Origin of the sequence: Escherichia sp. E4385, from assembly GCF_963883145.1 — a bacterium.
Taxonomy (GTDB): Bacteria; Pseudomonadota; Gammaproteobacteria; order Enterobacterales; family Enterobacteriaceae; genus Escherichia.
Genome location: NZ_CAWOOJ010000001.1, coordinates 159664 through 184677, shown reverse-complemented (window position 1 = coordinate 184677; position 25014 = coordinate 159664). Strand labels below are relative to the sequence as shown.

Annotated in this window: 29 protein-coding genes and 1 pseudogene; 13 read left to right on the top strand and 17 right to left on the bottom strand. The window is 47.7% G+C overall.

Features of this window, described 5'->3' with window-relative positions:
• Positions 1–123 precede the first annotated feature (123 nt).
• The gene (locus AACS80_RS00920) at positions 124–1890 is read left to right on the top strand and encodes a terminase ATPase subunit family protein (protein ID WP_001098431.1); all 1767 of its coding nucleotides are present in this window, start codon (positions 124–126) and stop codon (positions 1888–1890) included.
• Positions 1890–2927, top strand: a complete 1038-nt coding sequence (locus AACS80_RS00915) for a phage portal protein (RefSeq protein WP_138183619.1) — start codon at positions 1890–1892, stop codon at positions 2925–2927. Before AACS80_RS00920 ends, AACS80_RS00915 begins: the two co-directional genes overlap by 1 nt.
• Before the next feature lie 34 nt (positions 2928–2961).
• Here AACS80_RS00915 and AACS80_RS00910 read toward each other — a convergent pair whose 3' ends face one another.
• Both AACS80_RS00910 and AACS80_RS00905 read right to left on the bottom strand, forming a co-directional pair.
• A complete protein-coding gene (locus tag AACS80_RS00910) occupies positions 2962–3702 on the bottom strand; it encodes an HIRAN domain-containing protein (RefSeq protein ID WP_000185756.1) in 741 nt (246 codons plus the stop codon).
• Positions 3699–4613 carry a hypothetical protein gene (locus AACS80_RS00905; RefSeq protein ID WP_001146828.1) on the bottom strand — a complete coding sequence of 305 codons (915 nt, stop codon included), beginning with the start codon at positions 4611–4613 and terminating at the stop codon, positions 3699–3701. The genes AACS80_RS00910 and AACS80_RS00905 overlap by 4 nt, the downstream gene beginning before the upstream one ends.
• Positions 4614–5163: 550 nt before the next feature.
• On the opposite strand from AACS80_RS00905, the gene AACS80_RS00900 reads away from it, so the two are divergent.
• Complete coding sequence (locus AACS80_RS00900) at positions 5164–5499, top strand: hypothetical protein (protein ID WP_138183618.1); 336 nt, start codon at positions 5164–5166, stop codon at positions 5497–5499.
• A 129-nt stretch (positions 5500–5628) separates the two neighbouring features.
• Here AACS80_RS00900 and AACS80_RS00895 read toward each other — a convergent pair whose 3' ends face one another.
• From AACS80_RS00895 to AACS80_RS00850, 10 genes are all read right to left on the bottom strand, one after another.
• Entirely contained in the window at positions 5629–5862 is a 234-nt protein-coding gene (locus AACS80_RS00895; RefSeq protein WP_054628032.1) for a DinI family protein, read from the bottom strand.
• Between the two features lie 10 nt (positions 5863–5872).
• Entirely contained in the window at positions 5873–6061 is a 189-nt protein-coding gene (locus tag AACS80_RS00890) for a hypothetical protein (protein WP_103253965.1), read from the bottom strand.
• A gap of 158 nt (positions 6062–6219) precedes the next feature.
• Entirely contained in the window at positions 6220–8634 is a 2415-nt protein-coding gene (locus tag AACS80_RS00885) for a replication endonuclease (protein ID WP_135409752.1), read from the bottom strand.
• Positions 8631–9488 carry a DNA adenine methylase gene (locus tag AACS80_RS00880; RefSeq protein WP_135409751.1) on the bottom strand — a complete coding sequence of 286 codons (858 nt, stop codon included), beginning with the start codon at positions 9486–9488 and terminating at the stop codon, positions 8631–8633. The genes AACS80_RS00885 and AACS80_RS00880 overlap by 4 nt, the downstream gene beginning before the upstream one ends.
• Positions 9485–9712: a TraR/DksA family transcriptional regulator gene (locus AACS80_RS00875; RefSeq protein WP_000752613.1), complete on the bottom strand. Its 228-nt coding sequence runs from the start codon at positions 9710–9712 to the stop codon at positions 9485–9487. The genes AACS80_RS00880 and AACS80_RS00875 overlap by 4 nt, the downstream gene beginning before the upstream one ends.
• The gene (locus AACS80_RS00870) at positions 9712–9945 is read right to left on the bottom strand and encodes a DUF2732 family protein (RefSeq protein WP_001244228.1); all 234 of its coding nucleotides are present in this window, start codon (positions 9943–9945) and stop codon (positions 9712–9714) included. Before AACS80_RS00870 ends, AACS80_RS00875 begins: the two co-directional genes overlap by 1 nt.
• A gap of 67 nt (positions 9946–10012) precedes the next feature.
• Positions 10013–10354, bottom strand: a complete 342-nt coding sequence (locus AACS80_RS00865; protein WP_000996717.1) for a DUF5347 domain-containing protein — start codon at positions 10352–10354, stop codon at positions 10013–10015.
• A gap of 117 nt (positions 10355–10471) precedes the next feature.
• Positions 10472–10768 (bottom strand): phage filamentation protein Fil family protein, encoded by a 297-nt coding sequence (locus AACS80_RS00860; RefSeq protein WP_000956176.1) that lies wholly within the window; start codon positions 10766–10768, stop codon positions 10472–10474.
• 7 nt (positions 10769–10775) lie between these two features.
• The gene (locus tag AACS80_RS00855) at positions 10776–11285 is read right to left on the bottom strand and encodes a phage regulatory CII family protein (RefSeq protein WP_000460883.1); all 510 of its coding nucleotides are present in this window, start codon (positions 11283–11285) and stop codon (positions 10776–10778) included.
• A gap of 32 nt (positions 11286–11317) precedes the next feature.
• A complete protein-coding gene (locus AACS80_RS00850) occupies positions 11318–11539 on the bottom strand; it encodes a regulator (protein ID WP_135409750.1) in 222 nt (73 codons plus the stop codon).
• A gap of 88 nt (positions 11540–11627) precedes the next feature.
• On the opposite strand from AACS80_RS00850, the gene AACS80_RS00845 reads away from it, so the two are divergent.
• The 4 genes from AACS80_RS00845 (at position 11628) to AACS80_RS00830 (ending at position 15101) form a co-directional block, all read left to right on the top strand.
• Positions 11628–12572 carry a phage repressor protein CI gene (locus tag AACS80_RS00845; RefSeq protein WP_138183617.1) on the top strand — a complete coding sequence of 315 codons (945 nt, stop codon included), beginning with the start codon at positions 11628–11630 and terminating at the stop codon, positions 12570–12572.
• Positions 12573–12584: 12 nt separating this feature from the next.
• Positions 12585–13562, top strand: coding sequence for a hypothetical protein (locus tag AACS80_RS00840; RefSeq protein ID WP_240730902.1), 978 nt, complete (start codon positions 12585–12587; stop codon positions 13560–13562).
• An 81-nt stretch (positions 13563–13643) separates the two neighbouring features.
• Complete coding sequence (locus AACS80_RS00835) at positions 13644–14660, top strand: phage integrase (RefSeq protein WP_138183616.1); 1017 nt, start codon at positions 13644–13646, stop codon at positions 14658–14660.
• A 108-nt stretch (positions 14661–14768) separates the two neighbouring features.
• Positions 14769–15101 carry a hypothetical protein gene (locus AACS80_RS00830; RefSeq protein ID WP_000974872.1) on the top strand — a complete coding sequence of 111 codons (333 nt, stop codon included), beginning with the start codon at positions 14769–14771 and terminating at the stop codon, positions 15099–15101.
• A 110-nt stretch (positions 15102–15211) separates the two neighbouring features.
• Here AACS80_RS00830 and AACS80_RS00825 read toward each other — a convergent pair whose 3' ends face one another.
• A complete protein-coding gene (locus tag AACS80_RS00825; protein ID WP_135409748.1) occupies positions 15212–15817 on the bottom strand; it encodes a TetR/AcrR family transcriptional regulator in 606 nt (201 codons plus the stop codon).
• Between the two features lie 83 nt (positions 15818–15900).
• On the opposite strand from AACS80_RS00825, the gene AACS80_RS00820 reads away from it, so the two are divergent.
• The 3 genes from AACS80_RS00820 to ybjH all read left to right on the top strand — a co-directional run bounded on the left by AACS80_RS00820 (position 15901) and on the right by ybjH (position 18293).
• Positions 15901–17109 carry an MFS transporter gene (locus AACS80_RS00820; RefSeq protein ID WP_131162165.1) on the top strand — a complete coding sequence of 403 codons (1209 nt, stop codon included), beginning with the start codon at positions 15901–15903 and terminating at the stop codon, positions 17107–17109.
• Positions 17109–17924 (top strand): 5-amino-6-(5-phospho-D-ribitylamino)uracil phosphatase, encoded by an 816-nt coding sequence (gene ybjI / locus AACS80_RS00815; RefSeq protein ID WP_130205195.1) that lies wholly within the window; start codon positions 17109–17111, stop codon positions 17922–17924. The genes AACS80_RS00820 and ybjI overlap by 1 nt, the downstream gene beginning before the upstream one ends.
• Positions 17925–18008: 84 nt before the next feature.
• Positions 18009–18293: a protein YbjH gene (gene ybjH / locus AACS80_RS00810; protein ID WP_074399644.1), complete on the top strand. Its 285-nt coding sequence runs from the start codon at positions 18009–18011 to the stop codon at positions 18291–18293.
• A 40-nt stretch (positions 18294–18333) separates the two neighbouring features.
• Here the strand turns inward: ybjH and mdfA are convergent, their stop codons facing one another.
• The gene (gene mdfA, locus AACS80_RS00805; protein WP_130205191.1) at positions 18334–19566 is read right to left on the bottom strand and encodes a multidrug efflux MFS transporter MdfA; all 1233 of its coding nucleotides are present in this window, start codon (positions 19564–19566) and stop codon (positions 18334–18336) included.
• Between the two features lie 273 nt (positions 19567–19839).
• Between mdfA and ybjG the strand changes: the two genes are divergently transcribed.
• Both ybjG and deoR read left to right on the top strand, forming a co-directional pair.
• Positions 19840–20436 (top strand): undecaprenyl-diphosphate phosphatase, encoded by a 597-nt coding sequence (gene ybjG, locus AACS80_RS00800; RefSeq protein WP_130205717.1) that lies wholly within the window; start codon positions 19840–19842, stop codon positions 20434–20436.
• Positions 20437–20493: 57 nt separating this feature from the next.
• Entirely contained in the window at positions 20494–21252 is a 759-nt protein-coding gene (gene deoR / locus AACS80_RS00795; protein WP_138183615.1) for a DNA-binding transcriptional repressor DeoR, read from the top strand.
• A 47-nt stretch (positions 21253–21299) separates the two neighbouring features.
• Here the strand turns inward: deoR and dacC are convergent, their stop codons facing one another.
• A complete protein-coding gene (gene dacC, locus AACS80_RS00790; RefSeq protein ID WP_130214756.1) occupies positions 21300–22502 on the bottom strand; it encodes a serine-type D-Ala-D-Ala carboxypeptidase in 1203 nt (400 codons plus the stop codon).
• Between the two features lie 246 nt (positions 22503–22748).
• Between dacC and gstB the strand changes: the two genes are divergently transcribed.
• Positions 22749–23375: a glutathione S-transferase GstB gene (gene gstB, locus AACS80_RS00785; RefSeq protein ID WP_130222154.1), complete on the top strand. Its 627-nt coding sequence runs from the start codon at positions 22749–22751 to the stop codon at positions 23373–23375.
• Here gstB and AACS80_RS00780 read toward each other — a convergent pair.
• Both AACS80_RS00780 and bssR read right to left on the bottom strand, forming a co-directional pair.
• Positions 23372–24489 (bottom strand): annotated as a pseudogene (locus AACS80_RS00780) (PQQ-dependent sugar dehydrogenase). The gene gstB and the pseudogene AACS80_RS00780 overlap by 4 nt on opposite strands.
• A gap of 110 nt (positions 24490–24599) precedes the next feature.
• A complete protein-coding gene (bssR, locus tag AACS80_RS00775) occupies positions 24600–24983 on the bottom strand; it encodes a biofilm formation regulator BssR (RefSeq protein WP_130259751.1) in 384 nt (127 codons plus the stop codon).
• Between the last annotated feature and the right edge of the window lie 31 nt (positions 24984–25014).

Sequence of the window (25014 nt, the reverse complement as noted above, 5' to 3'; positions counted from 1 at the left end):
AAAACTTACTGGAGCCTTATGGTTGCGGTGATGGGGGCAGTGAAACAATGCGCGGTATTTGTACCGACAACCACACAAACCGCAGGCGGGGAAAGCCTTCATTCAAGGCTGTAGGTTTGTGCCATGAACACCACACTGACACCCGCAGATCTCGATCCCCGTCGGCAGGCCATGCTGCTGTACTTTCAGGGATACCGCGTAGCCCGCATTGCTGAAATGCTGGGCGAGAAAGTTGCAACCGTTCACAGCTGGAAAAAACGCGACAAGTGGGGTGACTATGGGCCGCTGGATCAAATGCAGCTCACCACCGCCGCACGCTACTGTCAGCTCATCATGAAGGAGCACAAAGAAGGGAAAGATTTCAAAGAGATTGACCTGCTGGCGCGCCAGTCGGAGCGCCACGCGCGGATCGGCAAGTTTAACAATGGCGGCAACGAAGCCGACTTAAACCCAAACGTCGCCAACCGCAACAAAGGCCCGCGCCGTCAGCCGGAAAAGAATGTTTTCACCGATGAACAGATTGAGAAGCTGGAAGAAATCTTCCATTCCTCCATGTTCAACTACCAGCGCCACTGGTGGGAAGCCGGAAAAACCAACCGCATCCGCAACCTGCTGAAGTCACGCCAGATCGGCGCGACCTTTTACTTTGCCCGTGAAGCCCTGATTGACGCTCTGCTTACCGGACGTAACCAGATTTTTCTTTCCGCCAGCAAGGCACAGGCCCACGTCTTTAAGCAGTACATCATCGACTTCGCCAAAGAAGTGGAGGTGGAGCTGAAAGGCGATCCGATGGTGCTTCCTAACGGGGCCACGCTTTACTTCCTCGGCACCAATGCCCGCACTGCCCAGAGTTATCACGGCAACCTGTATCTGGATGAATATTTCTGGATACCGAAATTCCAGGAGCTGCGCAAAGTGGCTTCCGGTATGGCTATTCACAAAAAATGGCGACAAACCTATTTTTCCACGCCTTCCAGCCTGACACACAGTGCTTATCCGTTCTGGTCCGGTGCGCTGTTCAACCGTGGACGCAACAAAGCCGACAAGGTGGACATTGACCTGTCCCACAGCAATCTGGCCCCCGGCCTGCTGTGCGCAGACGGGCAATACCGCCAGATAGTCACCGTGGAAGATGCGGTGCGCGGCGGCTGTAACCTGTTCGACCTAGACCAGCTACGCATGGAGTACAGCCCGGACGAATACCAGAACCTGCTGATGTGTGAGTTCGTGGACGATCTCGCGTCCGTGTTCCCGCTCAGCGAGCTGCAGGCGTGCATGGTGGACAGCTGGGAAGTCTGGACTGACTTTCATGCACTGGCCCTGCGCCCGTTTGGCTGGCGCGAAGTGTGGATCGGTTATGACCCGGCAAAAGGTACGCAGAACGGCGACAGCGCCGGATGCGTGGTGGTGGCTCCGCCAGCCGTGCCAGGCGGTAAGTTCCGCATTCTTGAGCGTCACCAGTGGCGCGGGATGGACTTCCGCGCCCAGGCTGACGCCATCAAAAAACTGACTGAACAGTACAACGTGACATACATCGGTATCGACTCAACCGGCGTCGGTCACGGGGTTTACGAGAACGTAAAAGCGTTTTTTCCTGCCGTCCGGGAGTTTGTCTACAACCCCAACGTTAAAAACGCCCTGGTACTCAAGGCCTACGACATTATCAGCCACCGCCGTCTGGAGTTTGACGCCGGGCACACCGACATTGCGCAGTCATTCATGGCAATCCGCCGCGCCACCACCGCCAGCGGCAACCGCCCGACTTATGAAGCCAGCCGCAGCGAAGAAGCCAGCCATGCCGATCTGGCTTGGGCAACAATGCACGCACTCTTTAACGAACCGCTGCAGGGCGAGTCCGCCAATACCAGCAATATTGTGGAGATTTTTTAATGGGAAAGAGTAAGAAGAGCCGCACTGCGTCGACGACCCAGATTCAGCATAAAAGCCAGACTTCAGCCGAAACATTCAGCTTTGGCGATCCCGTTCCTGTTCTGGACCGCCGTGAACTGCTGGACTATGTGGAATGCGTACAGACAGATCGCTGGTATGAACCGCCAGTAAGCTTTGACGGACTGGCGCGCACCTTCCGCGCTGCCGTGCATCACAGTTCACCAATTGCGGTGAAATGCAACATTCTGACCAGTACCTACATCCCTCACCCGCTACTCAGCCAGCAGGCTTTTTCACGTTTTGTGCAAGACTATCTGGTATTTGGTAACGCCTACCTGGAGAAACGTACGAACCGCTTCGGTGAAGTTATCGCCCTTGAACCTGCCCTGGCGAAATACACCCGACGTGGGTTAGACCTGGATACCTACTGGTTTGTGCAATACGGTATGACAACCCAGCCGTATCAGTTCACGAAAGGCAGCATTTTTCATCTGATGGAACCGGACATTAACCAGGAGATCTACGGCCTGCCCGGTTATCTTTCTGCCATTCCGTCAGCTCTGCTCAACGAGTCCGCCACGCTGTTCCGCCGCAGGTATTACATTAACGGCAGTCATGCAGGCTTCATCATGTACATGACCGATGCTGCGCAGAACCAGGAGGATGTGAACAACCTCCGCAACGCAATGAAAAGCGCCAAAGGTCCGGGTAACTTCCGCAATCTGTTTATGTACTCGCCTAATGGTAAAAAAGACGGACTTCAGATTATCCCATTGTCAGAAGTCGCAGCGAAGGATGAATTTCTGAACATCAAGAACGTCAGCCGTGATGACATGATGGCTGCGCACCGCGTACCGCCTCAGATGATGGGGATTATGCCTAATAATGTCGGGGGGTTTGGGGATGTGGAGAAGGCAAGCCGTGTATTCGTCCGAAATGAGCTAATGCCACTACAAAAGCGATTACAGGAGATGAATGATTGGCTTGGCAAGGAGGCGATACGGTTTGATACCTACTCGCTAGATATAGCCCCATAATAAGAAAAGCCACCGTTTGGTGGCTTTTCTTCATTTACTCAATAGGTTCAAACTCATCTTGAGGAATCAGCGTCGATTGACAGGCTTGGCTTAGTACCCCTGATAATTTACATAATAACCGATAGTTATGAGGAGCATCATCACTAATCTTTTCGACCGTTAAAGTGATTGATTTTGGATCATCCAATAACATCTTCTTGATGTCATTACTTAAATACCTAGGGCAGTAACCAACGATTTCAGCTGGTTTATCTGCACGAACGACAACAGCATCCCCATCGTATTCATTTTGAAGATCCAAGCAAAGACGCAAAATTTGCCCCGGTTTCAATTCAGATACACGAGCATTAGCTAAGCTATTCAAGTAACCAAGTCCATGTAAGAAGAAAAAATGCTCAAAGTTACCATCAGAATCAAAATCAATTTTTTTGAAAATCTGCAGCTGATCAGTGCTTCGTAAGCCTCCCGAGCGAGCAAGAATATCGATAGGATTTACCTTATCTTCTTCAAATCCAAGCCATTTAATGAAACTCGGATACTCTGGACGTCTCGGTGATAAAAGGCGATTTTTAAAAAGAGGAAACAATTCTTCCGATACATAAGTTTCACGAACATCACTCATGCCGCTAAACTTTGTAAATTTAGAAGATTTAAGAGCACCTTTGGTATACCTGAAAACATACCCCGATTTGCGCTCTTGCAAGTTACCAACAACATGCCAGTCTCTGGTATCTGGTGCCTGCCATGCGACGTAAACGGAGTTTGTATTAGTCATTCTAGTAACCTTCTGCGATTTTCCATTACCATTAACGTTGCAAATCTACGTGCACTGTCGGATATACACGATGAAGGCACTTGGTTAAACACATCTGTAATGGAATCTTCTGTTAAAACGCTCAACTTACCTAACCAATGGTCGCGAGCGGCAACTCTCCCTTCAACTGCATGTTGAAATGCTTCAACAGTCAGCAAGGGCTTTTTATCAGTTTTTGCTTTGAATAGCTCAGAGCGAGCTTTTCTTACAAAACATGGGATTTGTCGATTTTTATCTTTAGTATTAAGCCGTTCGTTACGCTCATCATCTAACATCTCCCTTCCTAAACTAGCGGCATGATCGTATGTTGGACACAAAAACTGCTCACCAGTTTCATTGTTAAGCATGATTGCCCAATTTTCATGGTGGCGATCTTGATTACTCACAAGTGCATCGAGCATCAAATATCCACAAAATACATCTGCTGCATTTAGCCCGGTTAGATCATATACACTCGGAGGAGGCTTGATAGATTCCCTATCTAAACAACCCAAGACCCTTGTGACAGTGTGTTCTCTGACCCTTACCGGCTTTTCCCCGGCTTGTAAAGGCCCAGGATAATCGAATGTCGAACTGTGAAGCACTTCATTTCCCATTACCATCCGGAAACCAGATGGAATGATATTCTGAGTCACCACACCGAATCGACCATTGTATCGCGCCAAATCATAGCTAGCATGTGGAATGTTAAGCAAATGACATAACTCAGCAGCACACTTTTCAGACCAATGCTCGCCAGTACCTGGCCTAGAGTACTTAAACAACTGCAAATTTACAGTGTCATCGGAGAAATAGAACCAAAACTTCTCTTTGGTTCCTAACTGTTCAAGATCGTTAGCTACGGGGCTAAGCTCTACCAATTGGTATGGCATCTGACATCCCTGTTTAGCGGATTATGAATAAGTTAGGTTCCATTTTATCCAAACATTGTCAAATACCCTAAGATTTATTAGATGATAGAGCGACACTGTATGTATGTCCAGCAATCAAATCAATATATAACTCTTATATGACTTAACGCGCGCTCGTATCCCCGCCACGCCTGCCCGCTTTATGCAGTGGTTTTCATGCACCTGCATGACATAAGCAAAAGCACGCCAGCTCTGGCGGGCCTCAGCAAAAACGATCCCCAAACGATCATGCGGATTCATGCGGCATAGTCATGCACTGCCGAGGGTCGTGAAAATCCGTATCTGAATGACCGCTTGAAAAACGAAACATACAGGTTTACAAAGATGAAAGTCCGCTGTGAGCGAGGAACGGAAGTTAGTTTTCGGGCAACATAATCCATATGCAAGAGGACCTCCAAAAAAGAATGGGGCATCTTAGCGGGATACTTACAACGATTCTTGCCATATTCACAGCAAGCACTCTGTTTGGCGTATTTTTATTCAAATAGCAAACAACAATAAAGGAATTTTCATGAACAATATTCCCGCTATGCCACAGTTAGGGATTTATGTCTCAAAAATCGATCCCACCCTACGCATCACTGTAACCGACATTGATATTGTTGATGACGATGATGACTCTCCTGATGATGAATTGTTTTATTTAGTCCACTGGATCGAGGGGGAAGATGAAAGTGATATGTCTGCGATGGAGTTTGAGCTAGACCCAGTAGAGTGGCGGGCTTTCGTTGAATCTGAGCAATTAGTGTTTGAGCGCGATCCGTACATGGATTCAGTCCCCGAAAATTCAAACCTTGCGAAGATTCGGGATTCACTCATGAAAACTAAACAGAATGACCGTTCTTAAGCATCCATCAGGAAAGTAGCTTAACGAGTGTTATCAATTTGGGGCAAATGTCCGCCCACCTTACGCCTCGTTTCACTCGTTGCCCAAACCAGCCCCCATCAGAATGAATCCTCCTGGGGGCAACGTTTCTTAATGCAGCCAGCTGTCGTCTTCCCACACCTTCTGCATAATTTTCATCACTTGTTTTTTTTCTTCGTCCAGTTTCAGTCCGGTCAGTTCCACACCGTTAGAGCTACCTTTGCGGATGCGAATTACCGTTTTGGGATACAGGGGGCGCAGATTGCGGTAAAGCTCGGATTCAAGGGCGTCCAGGGTAGACTGGCTAATTTTTTGCTCTTTATCGATCATTATTTCAATGCGCATAAATTGCCCCTCAGTTAACAACATCCATTGAGCGGTTATATTCGTGGGTTCTGATTTTTGCCATGAGTTCATCCGTCAGTTCTGAAATCCAAAGCAGCGCAAGCTCTTTTTCCTGATCACTACATTCACTGGCCACTACAAGCTTAAGAAAAAAATCAATTCGCTGGAGTTTCAACGACTCTAAAAAATAATCCTGCATCTTCCCTCCTATCTCACTGTGGGTAGACAATACTGTATACTTAACCACTGGTTTTATATACAGTACATAATAATATCGTTAAAGTAAAAAGTTTTTTTAAAATCAATAGGATTTATCCTTTGCTTATTATTTAGAGCATTAATTGTTAATCAGCGTAATTAATACAGGTTCCGCCATTTATCATCCTCCTGCAGACGCTGGTCCCGATAGAAGATACGCAGGCCTGCTCCTGACGGAATACTGCCGCCGCGAAGAAGTAAATCGACTTCTTTCTCGCTGCCATCAAATCCTCTGGACTTCAGTTCATAGACGAGCTGCTGTCGCTGATGGTCTGTAATTCGCTGTTTATAGTCTTTACGCCGTTTCGGTTTCACCAGGCGTAACCTTGCTGCCAGTTCCCGGCGCTCTTTTTTGCTCATATTGTGCAGGTAATCGTGCAACTCCTTGTCATCCATGCGGGTAATGACCGTTCTGGTGTCCCCATCAGCTGATTTATCTTTCTCCTGCTGGTTCAAATTTTCAGCAAGGGGACAGTTATTGCCACGAGTCCAAGGGGCGCAAGCGCCCTGGTCGGCTACCGCCTCCTGAACGTCAACGGCCTTACGAACCATTTTCCACTTCACTGCATGAGTGCAGATCTTGCCCTCTGAAATGGGTGACCAGATGCCATAAATACGAATACCGTGATCGCCATAGGCGGTCGGCTCTTCGTTAATTTCATAAGCGGTTCTGATAAGGTGATATTTGCGGGGAACCAGTACGCCGCCCTGCTTCATGATGTAGGTGGCAAAACAACCAGCATCAGCAGCAGCCAGGATGGCATCAAGACGCGGGTCATCCAGTACCGGCGCACCTGCTTTTTTGTCACCCTGTTGCCTTGCCGCCTGACCAGCCAGCAAGCGAAGTTCACGGTAAGCCTGACGTCCCGGAATACCAAAGAAGCGGAACTGCTGAACACGATGCAGAGACGCCCAGGCATTCACGTATTCGGCGTTATCACGCAGGGATTTACCCGTTTCCTTGCTGATCTCGCCGGCCAGACCACGTCCGTCAATATTTTTACTGATATATTTCGCGATGTAGCTTGTCGGCGTTCCTTTGCGCGGGTTAATCAGCTCAGACTTAAAGCGTGGTCCCGTGTTATTACCCAGCTCCTCGCGGTCTTCACGGATGGCAAACTTACGCAGTAATGCAGTGATGGCGCGGCGGTCTTTTTTACGCATGAAGCACATAAGATGCCAGTGCACAGTACCGTCATGGTGCGGCTCAGCCACCCGCACGCCATACCAGCGCAGCCCGGTTTTATGCATTGCCTTACGAAATGCAGCAAACATGCCGACCAGATAATCGCTGCTTTGCCTTACCGTCGCGTTTGTCCAGGTCGGGTTGGGTCTGCCGTTGTTGAGCGTGGAATGGAAACGTGACGGACAGGTGATAGTGTAGAAAACGGCGCAGTCACCACGCATTTCCGCGATAAGCTCCAGACCTTTAACGCAGGCCATCATCTCATTGCGGCGATGTGCCGGGTTGCTGCTGCTGGCGTTTACCACATCTTCCATATCCAGCGTGTCTCCGTCTTCGTTCACCAGTTCATGAGAACGGAAAAACTCCAGCGACTTGCGGCGCTGCTCACGTTTATGCATCACGGCTTCATAGCTGACATAGGGAGATGCTTTTTTGCTGACCAGACAGACAGCACGCAACTGCTCTTCCCGCCATTCGCAACGCATCCTCCACAATTTTCGATACCACCAGTCGGCGCACAACATACGCGCCAGCGAACCCGGTATGAGTTCATAGGGCACGGGTTTGCGGCGGTTTCTTTTCCGACGAAGTTTCTCAAACGCAGGCGGGATAACATCCAGACGCAGGGTTTCCGCAGCCACCTTTTCCCATGTCTTGCGGATTTCTTCTGGCTTAACGTCATCGGTGGCGTACAAATCACCACAAGCGGCCTCAAGACACATGCTCATATGCGCTGCTACCAGGGTGGACAGGCGTTTCACCTGATCCTGGCTCATTTCAGGCAGGATCAGCAGACCCTCCAGCCCTTGATGGCTTGCCATAAAACGGAAAGAAACAGATAGCTGACTGTCACGTACACAATCCAGTCGCTCCAGACATGGCTTAATCGTCTCACGCAAATAGCGGGAATAAGCCTTTGGCCTGCCCAGGCTGCTGAAGTATTCGATACGTTGCATCAGCGGCTTGCTGATATGAGAAGGCTGGGCGCTGACATCTGCCAGAATGACCATGTCCGGGTTAAAACGCTGCTGTTCATGCGCCAGCTTTGCCCGGCTAATGAGCTTATCCTGCTCCATTTCGCGCTGGACAGGATCACGGGATTCATTAAAGAAATAACGTTCCCAGACCTGATCACTCAGTGCCTCGCGGCGCTGCTGTTCCTGCTCGTTATCGGCAGCGTACAGAGTGATCATGTTTGAAAGTGCAGACTCCGGCGCAACTTCCGCCGGTTCCAGATAAGGGTTAATGGCCTTTTTCGGGCCGTTCCATGAAAATGCTACAGCGACCTCGTTAAAGCCGCTAGAGTTGCTCATATCGTCATGACTCATACACGCACCTCGTACACAGCAGAACTATCCACGCCACGCGAAGGATCAAATCCCACCCAGCAGCGCGCCCCGGAAACAGCAATGATTTCTGTTGCAGATTTACTCTCGCCAGCCGACACGCCGATGCTGCGTTTTGCCTTGATGTAGTGGTGAGTGAAATTGCGATACAGCGAACGAATCAGGGATGTGTCACTGTTAGAAACAATGACCGGATGACCTTCAGATGATCGATGTTCAAGAACGGATGCCAGGTGATACTGGTCATCTTCAGTGAAGCCGTCAGTGTGATAACCGGAAAACGTGCCGTCATAAGGCGGATCGCAATACACCACATCCCCCGCCTTCAACATCGCCAGCGTTTCATCAAAGCTGGCGCAGATAAACGTTGCCCGCAGGGCTTTTACTGCAAATGCACGAATTTCTTTTTCAGTGAAATACGGATTTTTATAATTACCGTAGGGAATGTTGAAATGCCCGCTCTTGTTATAGCGACATAAACCACGGTAACCGTGACGATTGAGATACAGGAAATATACCGCTTTCATGAAATCAGTAATTTCAGTTGAGTAATTAAACTCCTGCCTTATGTTGTAATAAGCCACCTCCCTGTTTGCTTCCTTAAATAAAACTCTGGCGCGAGATATAAACGATTCACAATCAGCGGCAACCTTTTTATAGAGGTTGATTAAATCAGGATTAATATCCGCAACCAGATAGCTTGGATAATCCGTCGCCATCATCACAGCACAGGAACCCGCGAAAGGTTCAACCAGTCGCGGGCCAGCAGGAAGGTGTTTTTTCAGTTCGGACATAATTGCGGTTTTATTTCCCGCCCATTTCAGGATGGTGCTCATACAGCACCTCCGTTGTAATGTTTGCCTTTCAGCTCTGCGATTTCCTGACAGGTAATGCAAAGCTGCACACCTGGAATGGCGCGGCGGCGTGCTGGCGGAATTGGCGCTTCACACTCAATGCAAAGCACGCGGGACACGCCCGGCGTTTTGGCACGGGCAGCACGGATATGGCGCTGGCGTTCTTCTTCAACGCGCTGCTGTACGAGATCCATTGCATCAGCCATTAGTGGATCTCCTGCGCTTCGTTCTGGATTGCTTCAGCAGTTACACGCAGTAGTTCTGCTGCTTCGACGTGGTTTAGCTGGCGGGATGTGATATGACACGCCAGGCTATCAAGGCGAGCTGCCATTGCTTCAGCCCTTGCCCGGCGTTCTTCCAGACGAGCCTCTGTCAGTAAAATATTAAGCCCTGCATCATCCGGTCCGGTTTTAGTCGTGAGGGTTTCAATATTACGCATAATCAATTCTCCTGAATTTAGATAAAGGGATACCCGGCGGGTTTACGCCATTAATTTCATTAGTTGGTTAATTCGGCATGGTTAGCCGTCTGGGAAATAAGCTCACCACTGCACGAAAATGATTCATTGCTTTAATCAACTCCCGCTTTTCGTCAGTGGTCAGCTCATTAATGCTGATGCTATGACGTTCAGCTGGAATTTTTGCCATAAAGAATATAGCAGCCAGTGCCCGTTTATTTTGTTCGTTATTGATATCCCGTGGATCACGCATATCTTTAATAAACCGCTCAAGCTCTGACTCAATATTCAGGCCAAAAACTTTCGCCCTTAGCTCCGCAATGTGATTAAGTCCATTCAGGCGTTCACCGGGGCTTAATGGAACAGTCGCCGCAGCGCCATTAATTGCCATAATTCATATCCCCAAAACGCAACTATCGTTGTTTGTTATTACGGTAACGTTCAAGAGGAGATACATTTTTTCGTATCGTCTCTTTAACCTGCTCTCCCCGTAAAAACGTCCCATCTTTTAGCGTGAAAAAGTAACTGCCATCGCCCGACAACGACGGATAACAACAGAGCAAATCATCTTCAGGTACTGAATAACTCTCCCCTCTGTAACGAAACTGATAAACCACTTCACTTTCCGCTGCATACATTTTGACTTTCTCCGTTTCCTCGTGGTCAATTCAGACAGCAATTCATCTTGTGAATGACATGGATGCCAGCGTTTTCCATCCTCACCCATGATCCAGCCGTGACCGTAGTGCATTGCCGGGCTTTGCTTTACCAGCAGCGATGCAAATGATGGTTCTTTCGTCAGCATAAGTACCTCACAGCAAACCGAATGAAGCACCGAGGCCAGTCACGGTATCAACTGCACTCGCCATCGCAGGGTTAGCCTGTAAACGGGCCTGCAATGAAACAGCAGCCAACGCCATCAGTCGTGTTACAGAGTTAATGCTGCTGATAGCATCACGACGACCTGCACTGGTTTTTACATCGCCAGATACCGCACCTGCAGCAACACGCCCGATCTCTGCGGTTGCACTCATGACGTAATGTGGCAGTTTCTCTTTTGCCACCTCATTAATCGGTACACATGGCAGACAATGAATCTGTGCCAGAAAACCGTCTACCAGCGTTGAATCTTCAGTCAGATCGGTAAGTAGCCAGATATCTGGTGCGGTTAATAAATGAGGTTGAGCTGGGTTCAGCTTGTTCCGCAGAATCTGCACATTCATGCCTGCACGTTCTGCCAGTTGCACCAGGTTGTGGCGCAGTGCGAATGCACGACAGGCTTCATCAAAATGTGGATGTTTGGAAACTTGGTAATCAAACATGGTCGACACCCCTGATGTATCCCAAAATGGAACTAGTTGAATACAACATTGCAATCAGTAAGTGCATCAACGGTAAGAGCAGCAAGGTTGATCATCACCTTTTCTCTTTTCTTGTCTTTCCGAAGGCGATGGCGAGGGATGCGACCATCAGCCAACATATCGTTGATGGTGACGATAGAAAGACCAGTAAGTTCGCTATAACGCTCAATTGTGACGTGTGGCGTATTCAGAGTTATTGAAATGTTAGGGGTCATGATGCAACATCTCCTTTTAGCTTGTGGTGAGCTGGTTTTAATCGTGATAACAACATCACAAAACGGAGAATAGGTTCACATAAAGAATATGTCAACTCAAAAATTCACATTTCGCCATATTGATGACGATATGAAAGCCGTTGTCATACAAAATCGTGGTGGTCAGAAAGTAATCGAGCGGATACTCATGGCTTATGGCTTCAAGTCACGCCAAGCATTCTGTAACCATCTAGGTATTTCCCAAAGCACGATGGCTAACAGATATGCCCGCGATACATTTCCTGCAGATTGGATTGTTATCTGTTCAATGGAAACAGGAGCATCAATTAAATGGCTAGCATTTGGTTCAGATGATGACGAACAAATGCCATCTCCTTCACCAGAACAGCATGTTGAAACACACTCCGAAGATGGTTCTTATCATGACGTTCACTATAAACAACCAAAGTTCGACAATGAAAACATCATTGATTATTCTCGGGGTGGCAAGGAAGCAATAGAGCGAATTGTTAGGGCTTACGGTTATAAGACTCGCCAAGCCTTAGCTGATCACTTAGGTATTTCAAAAAGCACATTAGCCACAAGATATATGCGTGATGTTTTTCCTTCAGACTGGATAATTAAGTGCGCTCTCGAAACGGGTACTTCACTAATGTGGCTAACTACTGGTAAAGGCCCAAAGTTTGACGATGCAAGAAATGATGTAATTGCTATTACTCACAAAAAAATTACTGACGGGAATCTATTTGATTCAAATTTCTATATGCTTGATAAAGCGTTACTACCAGACTCAATCCAATTACCATTGATTGTTAGCACCGAAAAAAAAACATACCTATGTAATCAATCATTCGATGAAATTACAGATGGTAAATGGATTGTTAAAATAGAAGGAAAAGTGAGCATTCGAACCCTAACTAGAATACCTGTAGGAAGATTAAAAATTTCAGACAATGATTTATCATTTGAATGTAAAATTTCAGATATTGATGTTATTGCAAAATGCAAATTTATTCTGATAGAAGAATTATAAAAGGATATTGGAATGAGTGGTTCTGATTATAAAAGCAATAGTGAAAAATACACGTCTAGAAGTATTAAATTAGGAGAATTAAAATCACATTTAACCAATGACACCTATAATACTTTGAAAAACCTATTGGATTCTCTAGCGTTTGATGAATTCGATATGCTATTTGATGCTTACAGTCGAAATTTTTCTAAAAAAGAATATAAGTATGCCCCCTTCATGTCTGACCATACATCATTGCAAAACAGTGAAGCAGATAAGTACCTTTTAAAAATTGAGGAATTAGAACATAAACTACGCGAGTTTCAAAAAAACCATAACGCTCATTCAGAGCAAATGGAAAAGTTGAAAATGGAATTGTCAAATGAAATAGAAAGTAAAGAAAAACTAGTATCACAGCTAAAAGTCCAACACATCAAAAACAAAGAACTACAGTTTAAAAACCAAGAACTTTCAAGCAAAATTCAACAAAAGAAAATTGACGAAAAGGTTCCTGAATATGTGCAAGGCGTCAAAGCAAAACTACAGCAGGACGATAAAGACTTCACTACAATGTCTTACAATTGGGCGATAGCCGGAATACTATTTTCATTATTATCTATAAGCGCCGCCTTTTTAACATTTTTTTATAAAATCGATATAAAAGATACTACCCCCATTGAACTTTTTTATTATTTCACTCGAGGCTTACTTGGGGTTGCATTACTTTCTTGGCTTTCTTATTTTTGTTTAAACAATTCAAAAAAATACACACATGAAGCAATCATAAGAAAAGACAGACAACATGCTCTAATGTTTGGTGAGGTCTTCTTACAAATTTATGGTTCAACTGCAACAAAACAAGATGCTATTGATGTGTTTAAAGATTGGAATATGTCAGCTAATTCTGCATTCGCAGATAAAACGCAGCCACCTCCAAATTTATTTAACATTTTAGGCTCACTTGTAGATAAAAAATCAGCAGCAAATGATGACATCATTACCAAAAAGTGATGATGTATGACAACATGTATCTAATACATTGACACTGGTTATATATACAGTAAGAATGCTCTCCACTGGAGGGCATTTTTTATGGCAGTACGAAAACTCACCACAGGAAAATGGCTTTGCGAATGTTACCCCGCCGGACGTAGTGGACGTCGTGTGCGTAAACAATTCTCCACCAAAGGCGAAGCTCTGGCTTTTGAGCGTCACACGATGGAAGAAACCGAAGTAAAGCCCTGGCTGGGTGAATCAATGGATCGTCGAACGCTGAAAGACGTGGTTGAGCTATGGTTCAAACTACATGGTAAATCTCTGACTGCTGGGCAGCATGTCTATGACAAATTGCTGCTGATGGTTGACGCTCTGGGCAATCCCCTTGCAACTGATCTCACCTCTAAAATGTTTGCCCACTATCGAGATAAACGCCTGACAGGTGAGATCTACTTCAGCGAGAAATGGAAGAAAGGAGCAAGCCCGGTCACCATTAACCTGGAGCAAAGCTATCTAAGTAGTGTTTTTAGCGAACTATCCCGCCTGGGCGAATGGTCGTATCCGAACCCACTGGAGAACATGCGAAAATTCACCATCGCAGAAAAAGAGATGGCATGGCTTACCCATGAGCAGATTGTTGAATTGCTGGCTGATTGCAAACGTCAGGACCCAATTCTGGCACTGGTAGTTAAGATATGCTTAAGCACAGGCGCACGCTGGCGTGAAGCCGTAAATCTTACCCGCTCACAGGTGACCAAATACCGAATTACCTTTGTAAGAACAAAGGGGAAGAAAAACAGAAGCATCCCTATCAGTAAAGAGCTTTACGAAGAGATCATGGCGCTTGATGGGTTCAATTTCTTCACAGACTGCTATTTTCAATTTTTATCCGTGATGGAAAAAACGTCTATCGTGCTCCCTCGCGGTCAACTGACACACGTTCTGCGCCATACGTTTGCGGCGCATTTCATGATGTCGGGTGGAAATATCCTTGCTTTGCAAAAAATCCTCGGACATCACGATATAAAAATGACTATGCGCTATGCCCATTTAGCACCCGATCATCTTGAGACGGCTCTGAAATTCAACCCCCTCGCAACGCTAGAAGTGTGATCTACTGGTGCAAAAATAACATCATCCCCCACTAGCTGAGTTAATTGCGTCAGAGTAAACTTTTATCAGTATATAAGTTCACTTTTATTCAATATATTAAGAGATTACATGGCTATCATTACCGTAAAAAAACATACTGTCAAAAAAGCATTATCGATGGGATTTGAAAAAGTACTTGACGATCGTGGTTATGATTCTGGGGCGTACTACGTTAAAGATGGCAAAAAGTGGATTTTTGATATTGTTGCGCTTAAGCAAAAACAAGGAGCAACCTCAGATGATGAGTTAAAAATCCTTGGGTATGATGTTGATACATATAATCTTGTAAAAAATGAATCTAATGAACTGGCTGAACTTTATCAAGATATTGCAGTTGAAGATGGTGAGCCAATGTATCTAGAGGGTGGCGTGTATTTATATCCTGATGGTTCTATCCGTTAGCATGCAAATTGGCAGCACAACCGGGTTGTTCCAAATGGCGACAAAGTGGCGGCAGCGGTTGGCATTACCCCGTAATAACCACCACTGACCACAAACCTAACTTATTGTTTTTAATCTAACTTATTGTTTTCATTAACCCGTTTACATAAATGGGTTTTTTGTTGCCTGAAATTTATCTCCTGCCCCGCCACTCGTGCCACCATCCGTAAAATCTCCTCGCGCGATAGCGGCTTACGGTCAGTGACAAAATGCAGCGTCATCCCTTCAATAAAAGCATCCAGAGCCCGGGCCGTTCCAGGTTCAAACCATTGTTCGAGTGTTTGCTGACTGCGCTGCATCCAGTTTTGCATCACTGTTTTTAATAACGGTTTTCGACTGGCCAGCGCGTAGAGTTGATACATCAGTTCCATGTTGTCCGGCGTTGCAACCTGCGAGCTGTAGATCATTTCTGTGATGGCCTGGCAGGCACTGGGGGCATCTCTGACATCGAGAAAAAATGCCTGATATTGCAGTGACATAGTCTGCGTAAAGCTACTGAACGCCTCCAGTAATAGCTCATCAATTCCTGAAAAATAGTAGGTCATCGACCCTAACGGTACCCCGGCAAGGGTAGCTATTTTACGGTGCGTCACGGCATGTATTCCGTAAAGTTTCACCGCCTCGAGAGTGGCCTGGATGATTTTTTCTCGCCGTTGTGGATCGTTAGCGCGACGCATGTCATTTCCTCTCTCTGCAATTGTGTACAAATGTACACAACCTTGCTAAGGTTGTCTTCTCTCTTCTTTTTTTGACGTGATCTATGACAGTAAATTCTTCACGTAATGCCTTGAAACGCCGTACCTGGGCGCTGTTCATGTTCTTCTTTTTGCCGGGCCTTCTAATGGCTTCCTGGGCAACCAGAACGCCCGCTATCCGCGACATTCTTTCTGTCTCTATCGCCGAAATGGGCGGAGTGCTCTTTGGTCTGTCAATCGGTTCGATGAGCGGCATTCTCTGCTCGGCGTGGTTAGTAAAACGCTTTGGGACGCGTAATGTCATCCTGGTCACGATGTCCTGCGCATTGATCGGGATGATGATATTAAGTCTGGCGCTCTGGCTGACATCTCCTGTGCTCTTTGCCGTTGGTCTTGGCGTTTTTGGCGCCAGTTTTGGTTCCGCAGAAGTGGCGATAAACGTTGAAGGTGCTGCCGTTGAGCGAGAAATGAATAAAACGGTTTTGCCGATGATGCATGGCTTCTACAGTCTCGGTACGCTGGCGGGGGCTGGTGTAGGGATGGCGCTGACGGCCTTTGGAGTTCCGGCAACTGTTCACATTTTGCTGGCGGCGCTGGTGGGCATCGCGCCTATTTATATCGCTATTCAAGCAATCCCTGACGGTACGGGAAAAAATGCTGCCGATGGCACGCAGCATAGTGAAAAAGGGGTTCCTTTTTATCGCGATATTCAGTTGCTATTAATTGGTGTCGTGGTGCTGGCAATGGCTTTTGCAGAAGGTTCTGCCAACGACTGGTTACCCTTATTAATGGTTGATGGCCACGGATTTAGCCCAACATCCGGCTCATTGATATACGCAGGTTTCACATTGGGGATGACCGTTGGACGTTTTACCGGCGGCTGGTTTATTGATCGCTACAGCCGCGTTGCCGTGGTACGTGCCAGTGCACTAATGGGTGCGTTGGGTATCGGGCTAATTATTTTTGTTGATAGCGCCTGGGTCGCCGGGGTATCTGTCGTTCTTTGGGGACTGGGTGCCTCGCTGGGCTTCCCGCTGACCATTTCAGCCGCCAGTGATACCGGCCCCGATGCACCAACCCGTGTCAGCGTAGTGGCCACGACCGGTTATCTGGCTTTCCTCGTCGGGCCGCCACTGCTGGGCTATCTCGGCGAACATTATGGATTACGTAGTGCAATGCTGGTTGTACTGGCGCTGGTTATTCTCGCGGCTATCGTCGCAAAAGCCGTAGCCAAACCCAATACAAAAACGCAGACTGCGATGGAGAATAGTTGATGGGCATTAAATTAATTGCGGTAGACATGGACGGTACTTTCTTAAGCGATCAAAAAACCTATAACCGCGAGCGGTTTATGGCCCAATATCAGCAGATGAAAGCACAAGGTATTCGCTTTGTGGTTGCCAGCGGGAATCAATATTATCAGTTGATCTCATTCTTCCCCGAAATTGCCGATGAAATTGCTTTTGTGGCGGAAAATGGTGGCTGGGTAGTGAGCGAAGGCAAAGATGTTTTTAATGGTGAGCTATCGAAAGATGCTTTTGCCACTGTTGTGGCGCATTTGCTGACGCGCCCGGAAGTGGAAATTATTGCCTGCGGCAAAAATAGCGCCTATACCCTCAAAAAATATGACGATGCCATGAAAACCGTGGCGGAAATGTATTATCACCGTCTGGAATACGTCGATAACTTTGACAACTTAGAAGATATCTTCTTCAAGTTTGGCCTGAATCTTTCCGATGAACTGATTCCACAAGTGCAGAAAGCATTACATGAAGCCATCGGCGATATTATGGTGCCAGTGCATACCGGCAACGGCAGCATCGATTTAATCATCCCCGGCGTGCATAAAGCCAATGGCCTGCGTCAACTCCAGAAATTATGGGGAATAGACGACAGCGAAGTCGTGGTCTTTGGCGATGGCGGTAATGATATTGAGATGCTGCGTCAGGCAGGGTACAGCTTCGCAATGGAAAATGCCGGCAGCGCGGTTGTTGCAGCGGCGAAATATCGTGCAGGTTCCAATAACCGTGAAGGCGTACTGGACGTGATTGATAAAGTTCTTAAACACGAAGCGCCATTTAATCAATAAAACGGCAGCACGCCCGGCAACACAACGCCTGAATGAAGGCTGCATAATTCGCAGAAATTAACTCACCGGATTATTTCAGGCGAAATGATTATGAAGAATTATGTTTTGCTGGGCGCGTTTCTCATGAGCTTTGCCGGTGCAACGATGGCGCAAAGCGTTACCGTCGATGTGCCGAGTGGATACAAAGTGGTAGTAGTCCCTGATTCTGTCAGCGTTCCACAAGCAGTCAGTGTCGCTACTGTGCCGCAAACCGTCTATGTGGCCCCGACTCCTGCTCCAGCTTACCGTCCACATCCGTATGTTCGTCACCTTGCCAGCGTTGGCGAAGGAATGGTTATCGAACATCAGATCGATGACCATCACCATTAATACGAAAATGCCTGATTGCATTGTGCAATCAGGCATTTTTTTACCCTTCGTGCGAATTTCCTACTTGTTTATCTTTTAAAAAGATAAACATCAGCAGCAGCCACAAAATTCCGTTGGCAAGGTTGAAGAGATTAAACAGACCATTGCCGCCGTTCAGATACGCGTGTTTACTGATCTCAATACCGACAGTGAAAATCAGCATTTGCAACATCCCCATCGCCGCCGAGACAGTACCTTTACTCATATCGCTGGCAAACAGGGTTAATCGCACCAGTCCCGCATTCGCCAGACCAATACCAAAAGCATAAATACTTAACCCAGCGGTCATCCACAAATACGCGTGCGATGAGATGACCGTTGCCGCAGCAGCGACCAACAGACCAATCATAATCGGCCAACCGCCCATAATGATCAGCGAACGTACGGTGCGACGCGAGGTCAGTCGCGCCAGCAGTAGGTTCCCCGCAATTAATGCGCCGAAAATGGGAACTTGCAGCAAACCATATTCATAGCTGCTCAACTGCTCGCCGGTTATGATAATAATCGGCGACTGGGCAATCCACGCCAGCAACGGCAGACTAACAAACCCCAGTGCCAGCGCCCCCGCAACAAAGCGACCATTCTTCAGCACCAGCTTGTAGTCACGCCCGAGCTCTTTCAGCGACAGTTTCTCACCTATACGCGTGGCGGTTTCTGGCATGGCACGTTGCAGACCGAAGAAGGAGATCGTTGCCAATGCGGCAAATAATACAAACATCCCTTCCCAGGGCAGCACATGGATCCACGCCGCCCCCACCAACGGGCCGAGTAGCGGAGCAATCAGCGCCACGTTCGCCATCAGCGCGGTGATCTTGATACAAACCGCCTCTTCGAAGGATTCCTGAATTGCGGCGTAACCCACAGCGCCAATGAAACAGAGGCTTATGCCCTGCAAGAAGCGCAACAGCGTGAATTGTTCAATGTTTTGCGCCAGTAATATCGCCAGACAAGTGATGATAAACCACACTACGCCCGCCAGCATCACCGGACGGCGACCAATACGATCCGACAATGGCCCCAGCAGCCACTGTAAAAACATCCCACCCGCAAGGTACGCGGTCATCGAGGTAGGAACCCAATCAATGCCCGCCTGGTACTGTTCCACCACGGCCAACATACCGGGCTGAATCATATCGTTACCGATATAGGTTGAGAATTCGTAGAGCACCAGACAGAGAGGGAAAAGTAATGCCTGACGTCCAAGTCTGGCACCATTAGCTAATCTATTTTGCATGCAATTTCTTCGCCAAGAATAATCGCGCAAAGTTTAATAAAAGCGTGGCTAACGAGAAAGCAATTTTTGCTCCTTAAGCACATTCTTACATTAATCGGCGATTAGATTCTCTTTTTTAAGCTTTATTTAACTACCGCGCGTTACCATTACTTCACGTAATACGGGCCGCTTATGAGAAATAAGACGATGCCGCTTTACCCTGTTTAACATGCACCTTATTCTCACCGCCTTGCCTGACGGCTCCCCATTAAACACCTTATGAGTCTGGAAGTTATGCTGGAAAATCTCAATTACTCATTATTCTCTCTAATTAATGCCACGCCAGATTCTTCTCCGTGGATGATCTCGTTGGCGATTTTTATTGCCAAAGATTTGATTACTGTGGTGCCGCTACTGGTCGGGGTACTTTGGCTGTGGGGACGTACGGCGCAACGGCAGATAGTGATAAAAATAGCGATCGCACTGGCTGTAAGTCTGTTTGTTTCCTGGTGGATGGGTCATTTATTTCCACATGACCGCCCGTTTGTCGAGAATATCGGCTATAACTTCCTGCACCATGCGGCGGATGACTCTTTCCCGAGCGATCACGGCACGGTGATCTTCACCTTCGCTCTGGCATTTTTAATCTGGCATCGTTTGTGGTCCGGATCGCTTCTCATGGTGCTGGCCGTAATTATTGCCTGGTCGCGGGTCTACCTTGGCGTCCACTGGCCACTGGATATGCTTGGTGGGTTGTTGGCGGGAATGATTGGTTGCCTTAGCGCGCAGATTATCTGGCAAGCTGCGGGGGCGATGCTCTACCAGCGGCTGCAATCGTGGTATCGCTTCTGTTTCGCCTTACCGATCCGTAAAGGCTGGGTACGTGGCTGATTTCGGATAAAACGTGTAATATCAGGCGGCTCGCTTCAATAACTATTCAGAGGGAATATGGAAACACGTCGCGAAGAGCGCATCGGGCAATTACTCCAGGAATTAAAACGCAGCGATAAGTTACATCTGAAGGACGCCGCCGCCCTACTTGGGGTTTCAGAGATGACGATTCGTCGCGACCTGAATAACAACAGCGCCCCCGTCGTATTACTCGGCGGCTATATCGTTCTCGAACCACGCAGCGCCAGCCATTACCTGCTAAGCGACCAAAAATCCCGTCTGGTGGAAGAAAAACGCCGCGCTGCGAAACTGGCCGCGACGTTGGTAGAACCCGGTCAGACCCTCTTTTTTGACTGCGGCACCACTACGCCCTGGATTATTGAAGCGATTGATAATGAAATCCCTTTCACCGCCGTTTGTTATTCACTAAATACCTTTCTGGCGCTGCAAGAGAAACCACATTGCCGGGCGTTTCTTAGTGGGGGAGAATTTCACGCCAGCAACGCCATCTTCAAACCTATCGATTTTCAACAAACGCTGAATAATTTTTGTCCGGATATCGCTTTTTATTCCGCTGCGGGTGTACATATCAAAAAAGGCGCAACCTGTTTTAATCTTGAAGAGTTGCCGGTAAAACACTGGGCTATGTCGATGGCGCAAAAGCATGTGCTGGTTGTCGACCACAGTAAGTTTGGTAAGATACGTCCGGCACGCATGGGCGACCTGAAACGCTTTGATATCGTAGTAAGCGATCGTTGTCCGGAAGATGAGTATGTGAAGTACGCGCAAACGCAGCGTATTAAGTTAATGTATTAATTAAGCATCGCCGGATGACGTCAACGCGCCATCCGGTCATCTAAAGATTAAGAGAACCAGCTACCAAACCACTGATGGAATTTCATCATCACGAAATCCCACATCCGACCAAAGAATCCCCCCTCTTCCACATTCTCCATTACGATCAGCGGACGCTGTTCAATAGATTTACCGTTAAGCTGGAAATCAATGGTTCCGACGACCTGGCCTTTTTTCAGCGGTGCGGTGAGCTGCGGTTCGGTTAATGTATAACTGGCTTTCAGGTTTTTCAGTTGTCCACGCGGAATAGTCACCGATCCGCCTTCGCCAGCACCGAGATTCACTTCACTCTTATCGCCAAACCAGACTCGCTGGGTCACAAAGGTGGCATCAGGTTTAATTGGTGTCACGGTTTCAAAGAAACGGAAGCCCCAGGTGAGCAACTTTTCGGACTCATTAAAACGGATACGATCGGTTTTCGCTCCCAGTACCACAGAGATCAAACGCATGTCGCCCTGGGTCGCGGAGGCCACCAGGTTGTAACCGGCACCTGCCGTAGTACCGGTCTTCATACCATCGACATTGACATTACTACTCCACAGCAGACGGTTACGGTTAGGCTGGCGAATCTTGTTGAAGGTAAATTCCTTCTCTTTATGAATGGCGTACTCTTCCGGTACATCGTGGATTAACGCTTTGCCCAGCAAGGCCATATCGCGTGCGGTACTGAACTGCCCCGGAGCGTCAAGGCCGTGCACCGTCTGGAAGGTGGTGTTGGTCAGGCCCAATTTTTTAGCATAACCATTCATCAAGCCAATAAATGACTCCTGACTGCCCGCGACGTAATCTGCCAGCGCAATACAGGCGTCATTACCGGACTGAATAATCACGCCTTTGTTTAAATCGGCCACTGAAACCTGATCGCCCGGTTTGAGGAACATCACCGACGAACCGCGCAGCGCCGGATTCCCCGTCGCCCAGGCATCTTTACCGACCGTCACCATATCGGTGAGTTTAATCTTATCGGCCTTGAGCGCCTGCCCAACCACATAGCTGGTCATGATTTTGGTCAGACTGGCTGGGTCCAGTTTCTCATCCGCATTACCTTCAGCCAGCACTTTTCCGCTGGCGTAATCCATTAAAATCCATGCACGCGCATCCACGCTCGGCGCGTCAACGGTCTGTTCCGCCGCGAATGCCGTTGGGGCAAAAAGAAATAAAAATGCAGAACCCGCTGCAAGACCACGAAGGAGAGAGGAGTATTGCGTCATAAATGCCACCCGAGTATCCATTCAAAAAAAATACGTTATATCGCCGTATGATAAGTTCGGTGATTAATAACGCACACACAAACTTAAAGAAACCGTAAGTTGGTAAAGTTTTTAAAGTTTATGCAATATCCTGCCGCTCCGCTGCTTCTGGCGTCATTTTTTTGCCAACTGTTGCTTAAAAGTTAACTTTACTCCACCATCAGAGTCCTGTTCAGCCTGTGGCTGCCTGTGTAAAAAGGGGTGAGTATGATTACGCTGTGGGGTCGGAATAATTCAACCAACGTAAAAAAAGTGTTGCTGACGCTCGAAGAACTGGATCTACCTTATGAGCAAATTCTCGCGGGTCGTGAGTTTGGAGTAAACCATGACGCCGATTTTCTGGCGATGAATCCCAACGGGCTGGTGCCGCTGTTGCGCGACGACGAAAGTGATTTAATTCTCTGGGAATCGAACGCCATTGTCCGCTACCTGGCAGCACAGTACGGGCAAAACCGCTTGTGGATCGACTCGCCAGCACGTCGTGCAGAAGCGGAAAAATGGATGGACTGGGCAAACCAGACGCTCAGTAATGCCCATCGCGGGATCCTGATGGGATTGGTCAGAACACCGCCTGAAGAGCGCGACCAGGCCGCCATTGATGCCAGTTGCAAGGAATGCGACGCTCTGTTTGCCCTTCTTGATGCGGAACTGGCAAAAGTGAAATGGTTCTCTGGTGATAAATTTGGCGTGGGTGATATCGCTATTGCACCGTTTATCTACAATTTGTTTAACGTCGGTCTGACCTGGACACCGCGCCCAAATCTGGAACGCTGGTATCAACAGCTCACTGAACGCCCCGCAGTGCGTAAAGTGGTGATGATCCCCGTTAGCTAATTATTACGTGGACTTACTTTCAGTAATTCGCCATTGGACTCGTCGGTCAATACGTACAAATAACCGTCGGGCCCAGTGCGAACATCACGAATTCGCTGCCCTCTGTCCGTTAATATGCGGCCATCTTCCGTTACCTGATTGCCTTTGACGCTCATCACGATGACATCTTTGTCTTTTAACGCGCCAATAAATAATTTTTGCTGCCACTGGGGGAATTTGTCGCTGTTATAGAAGGCCATACCGCTCACGGCGGGCGAATCTTTCCAGTAGAAAATCGGTTGTTCGGTACCGGCAACGATTCCCCCTTTCGCTTCCGGTATTTTAAGTCCCGAGTAATTGATGCCCCAGGATGCCAGCGGCCAGCCGTAATTTTTGCCTTTTTCCGGGATATTAATTTCATCACCACCGCGCGGACCATGCTCATTCAACCACAGCGCATTGCTCCACGGATTCATCGCCATCCCTTGCGGATTACGAATGCCGTAAGACCAGATCTCAGCGCGTGCACCGGATTCCTTTGCAAAAGGATTATCATCCGAGATCTCGCCCTGGTCGGTCAGACGCACCAGTTTGCCCTGTAATTTATCCAGATCCTGCGCCGTCGGGCGCTGATTGTTTTCCCCCAGACCAATAAACAAATAACCTTTGCCGTCAAACACCAACCGCCCACCAAAATGGTTACCGGTAGAAAGCTTAGGCATCTGACGAAAACGGTGCGGAAATCCGTTATTTTTGTCAGATCATCGCTCAAACGGCCATAACCTACGGCAGTACCGGCTTTGTCATCATCTCCCTGTTCTGAATAACTTAACCAGATGCGGCGAGACTGGGCAAAATCAGGCGCTAAAGCTACATCCAACAAGCCTCCTTGCCCGTGCGCCCAGACTTCCGGCACACCAGCCAGCGGCGCAGATAATCCTTTTCCTTCTTGCCAGTGGCGTAACTCGCCACCACGCAGCGTGATTAACATACCGTGATTATCGGGTAAAAAGGCCAGCGCCCAGGGATGGTCGAGTTTGTCTTGCAATACTTCGACATTTACCGTTGCAGGCGCCGCCCAGAGAGCGGAAGAAACACAGAAAAGGGTCACAAGGAAAAGAGATTGTCGATGCATAACGCCTCCGGATTGACTCTGGCTTAAAGCGTAGTCAGTCAAAAGCGCAACAAATGCATTTTTACATAAACTTAAACATGAAGGGGGAGATGCATTCTCCCCCTTAGTTTTCAGGCCTTCTCAAGCATGGCGTGCTTCTGCAGGCTCTGGATACTCAGCGTTAAGCTCATCAGACAATTTTCAAGCTTATCGGCGTTGACGGTAATAAAATTTGGGCAATCATGATACCCACTCATCAAACATACTGCGGCTGTCGCTAATGCTTCTTCAGCATGATGAAGAGCATCCCACTCTTCCTTATCCAGATGAAGATTCAACCGCAGCGATTTATCGTGCAATTCGCGATGCAGTTTAAAAAAGTTATCTCGTAGATGATTGCTTTCGCTGACGGACATGTATCCTTTGGCCTTCCTCAAATGCACGTATGCAGCGAGGTCAACTTGAGCGTCTTTCAACCGGTTCAGCAGGTCGATTCGCTGTCTGTCAACGAACATACTTCGATCCTCCTCTTTCCAACCTTGTTGC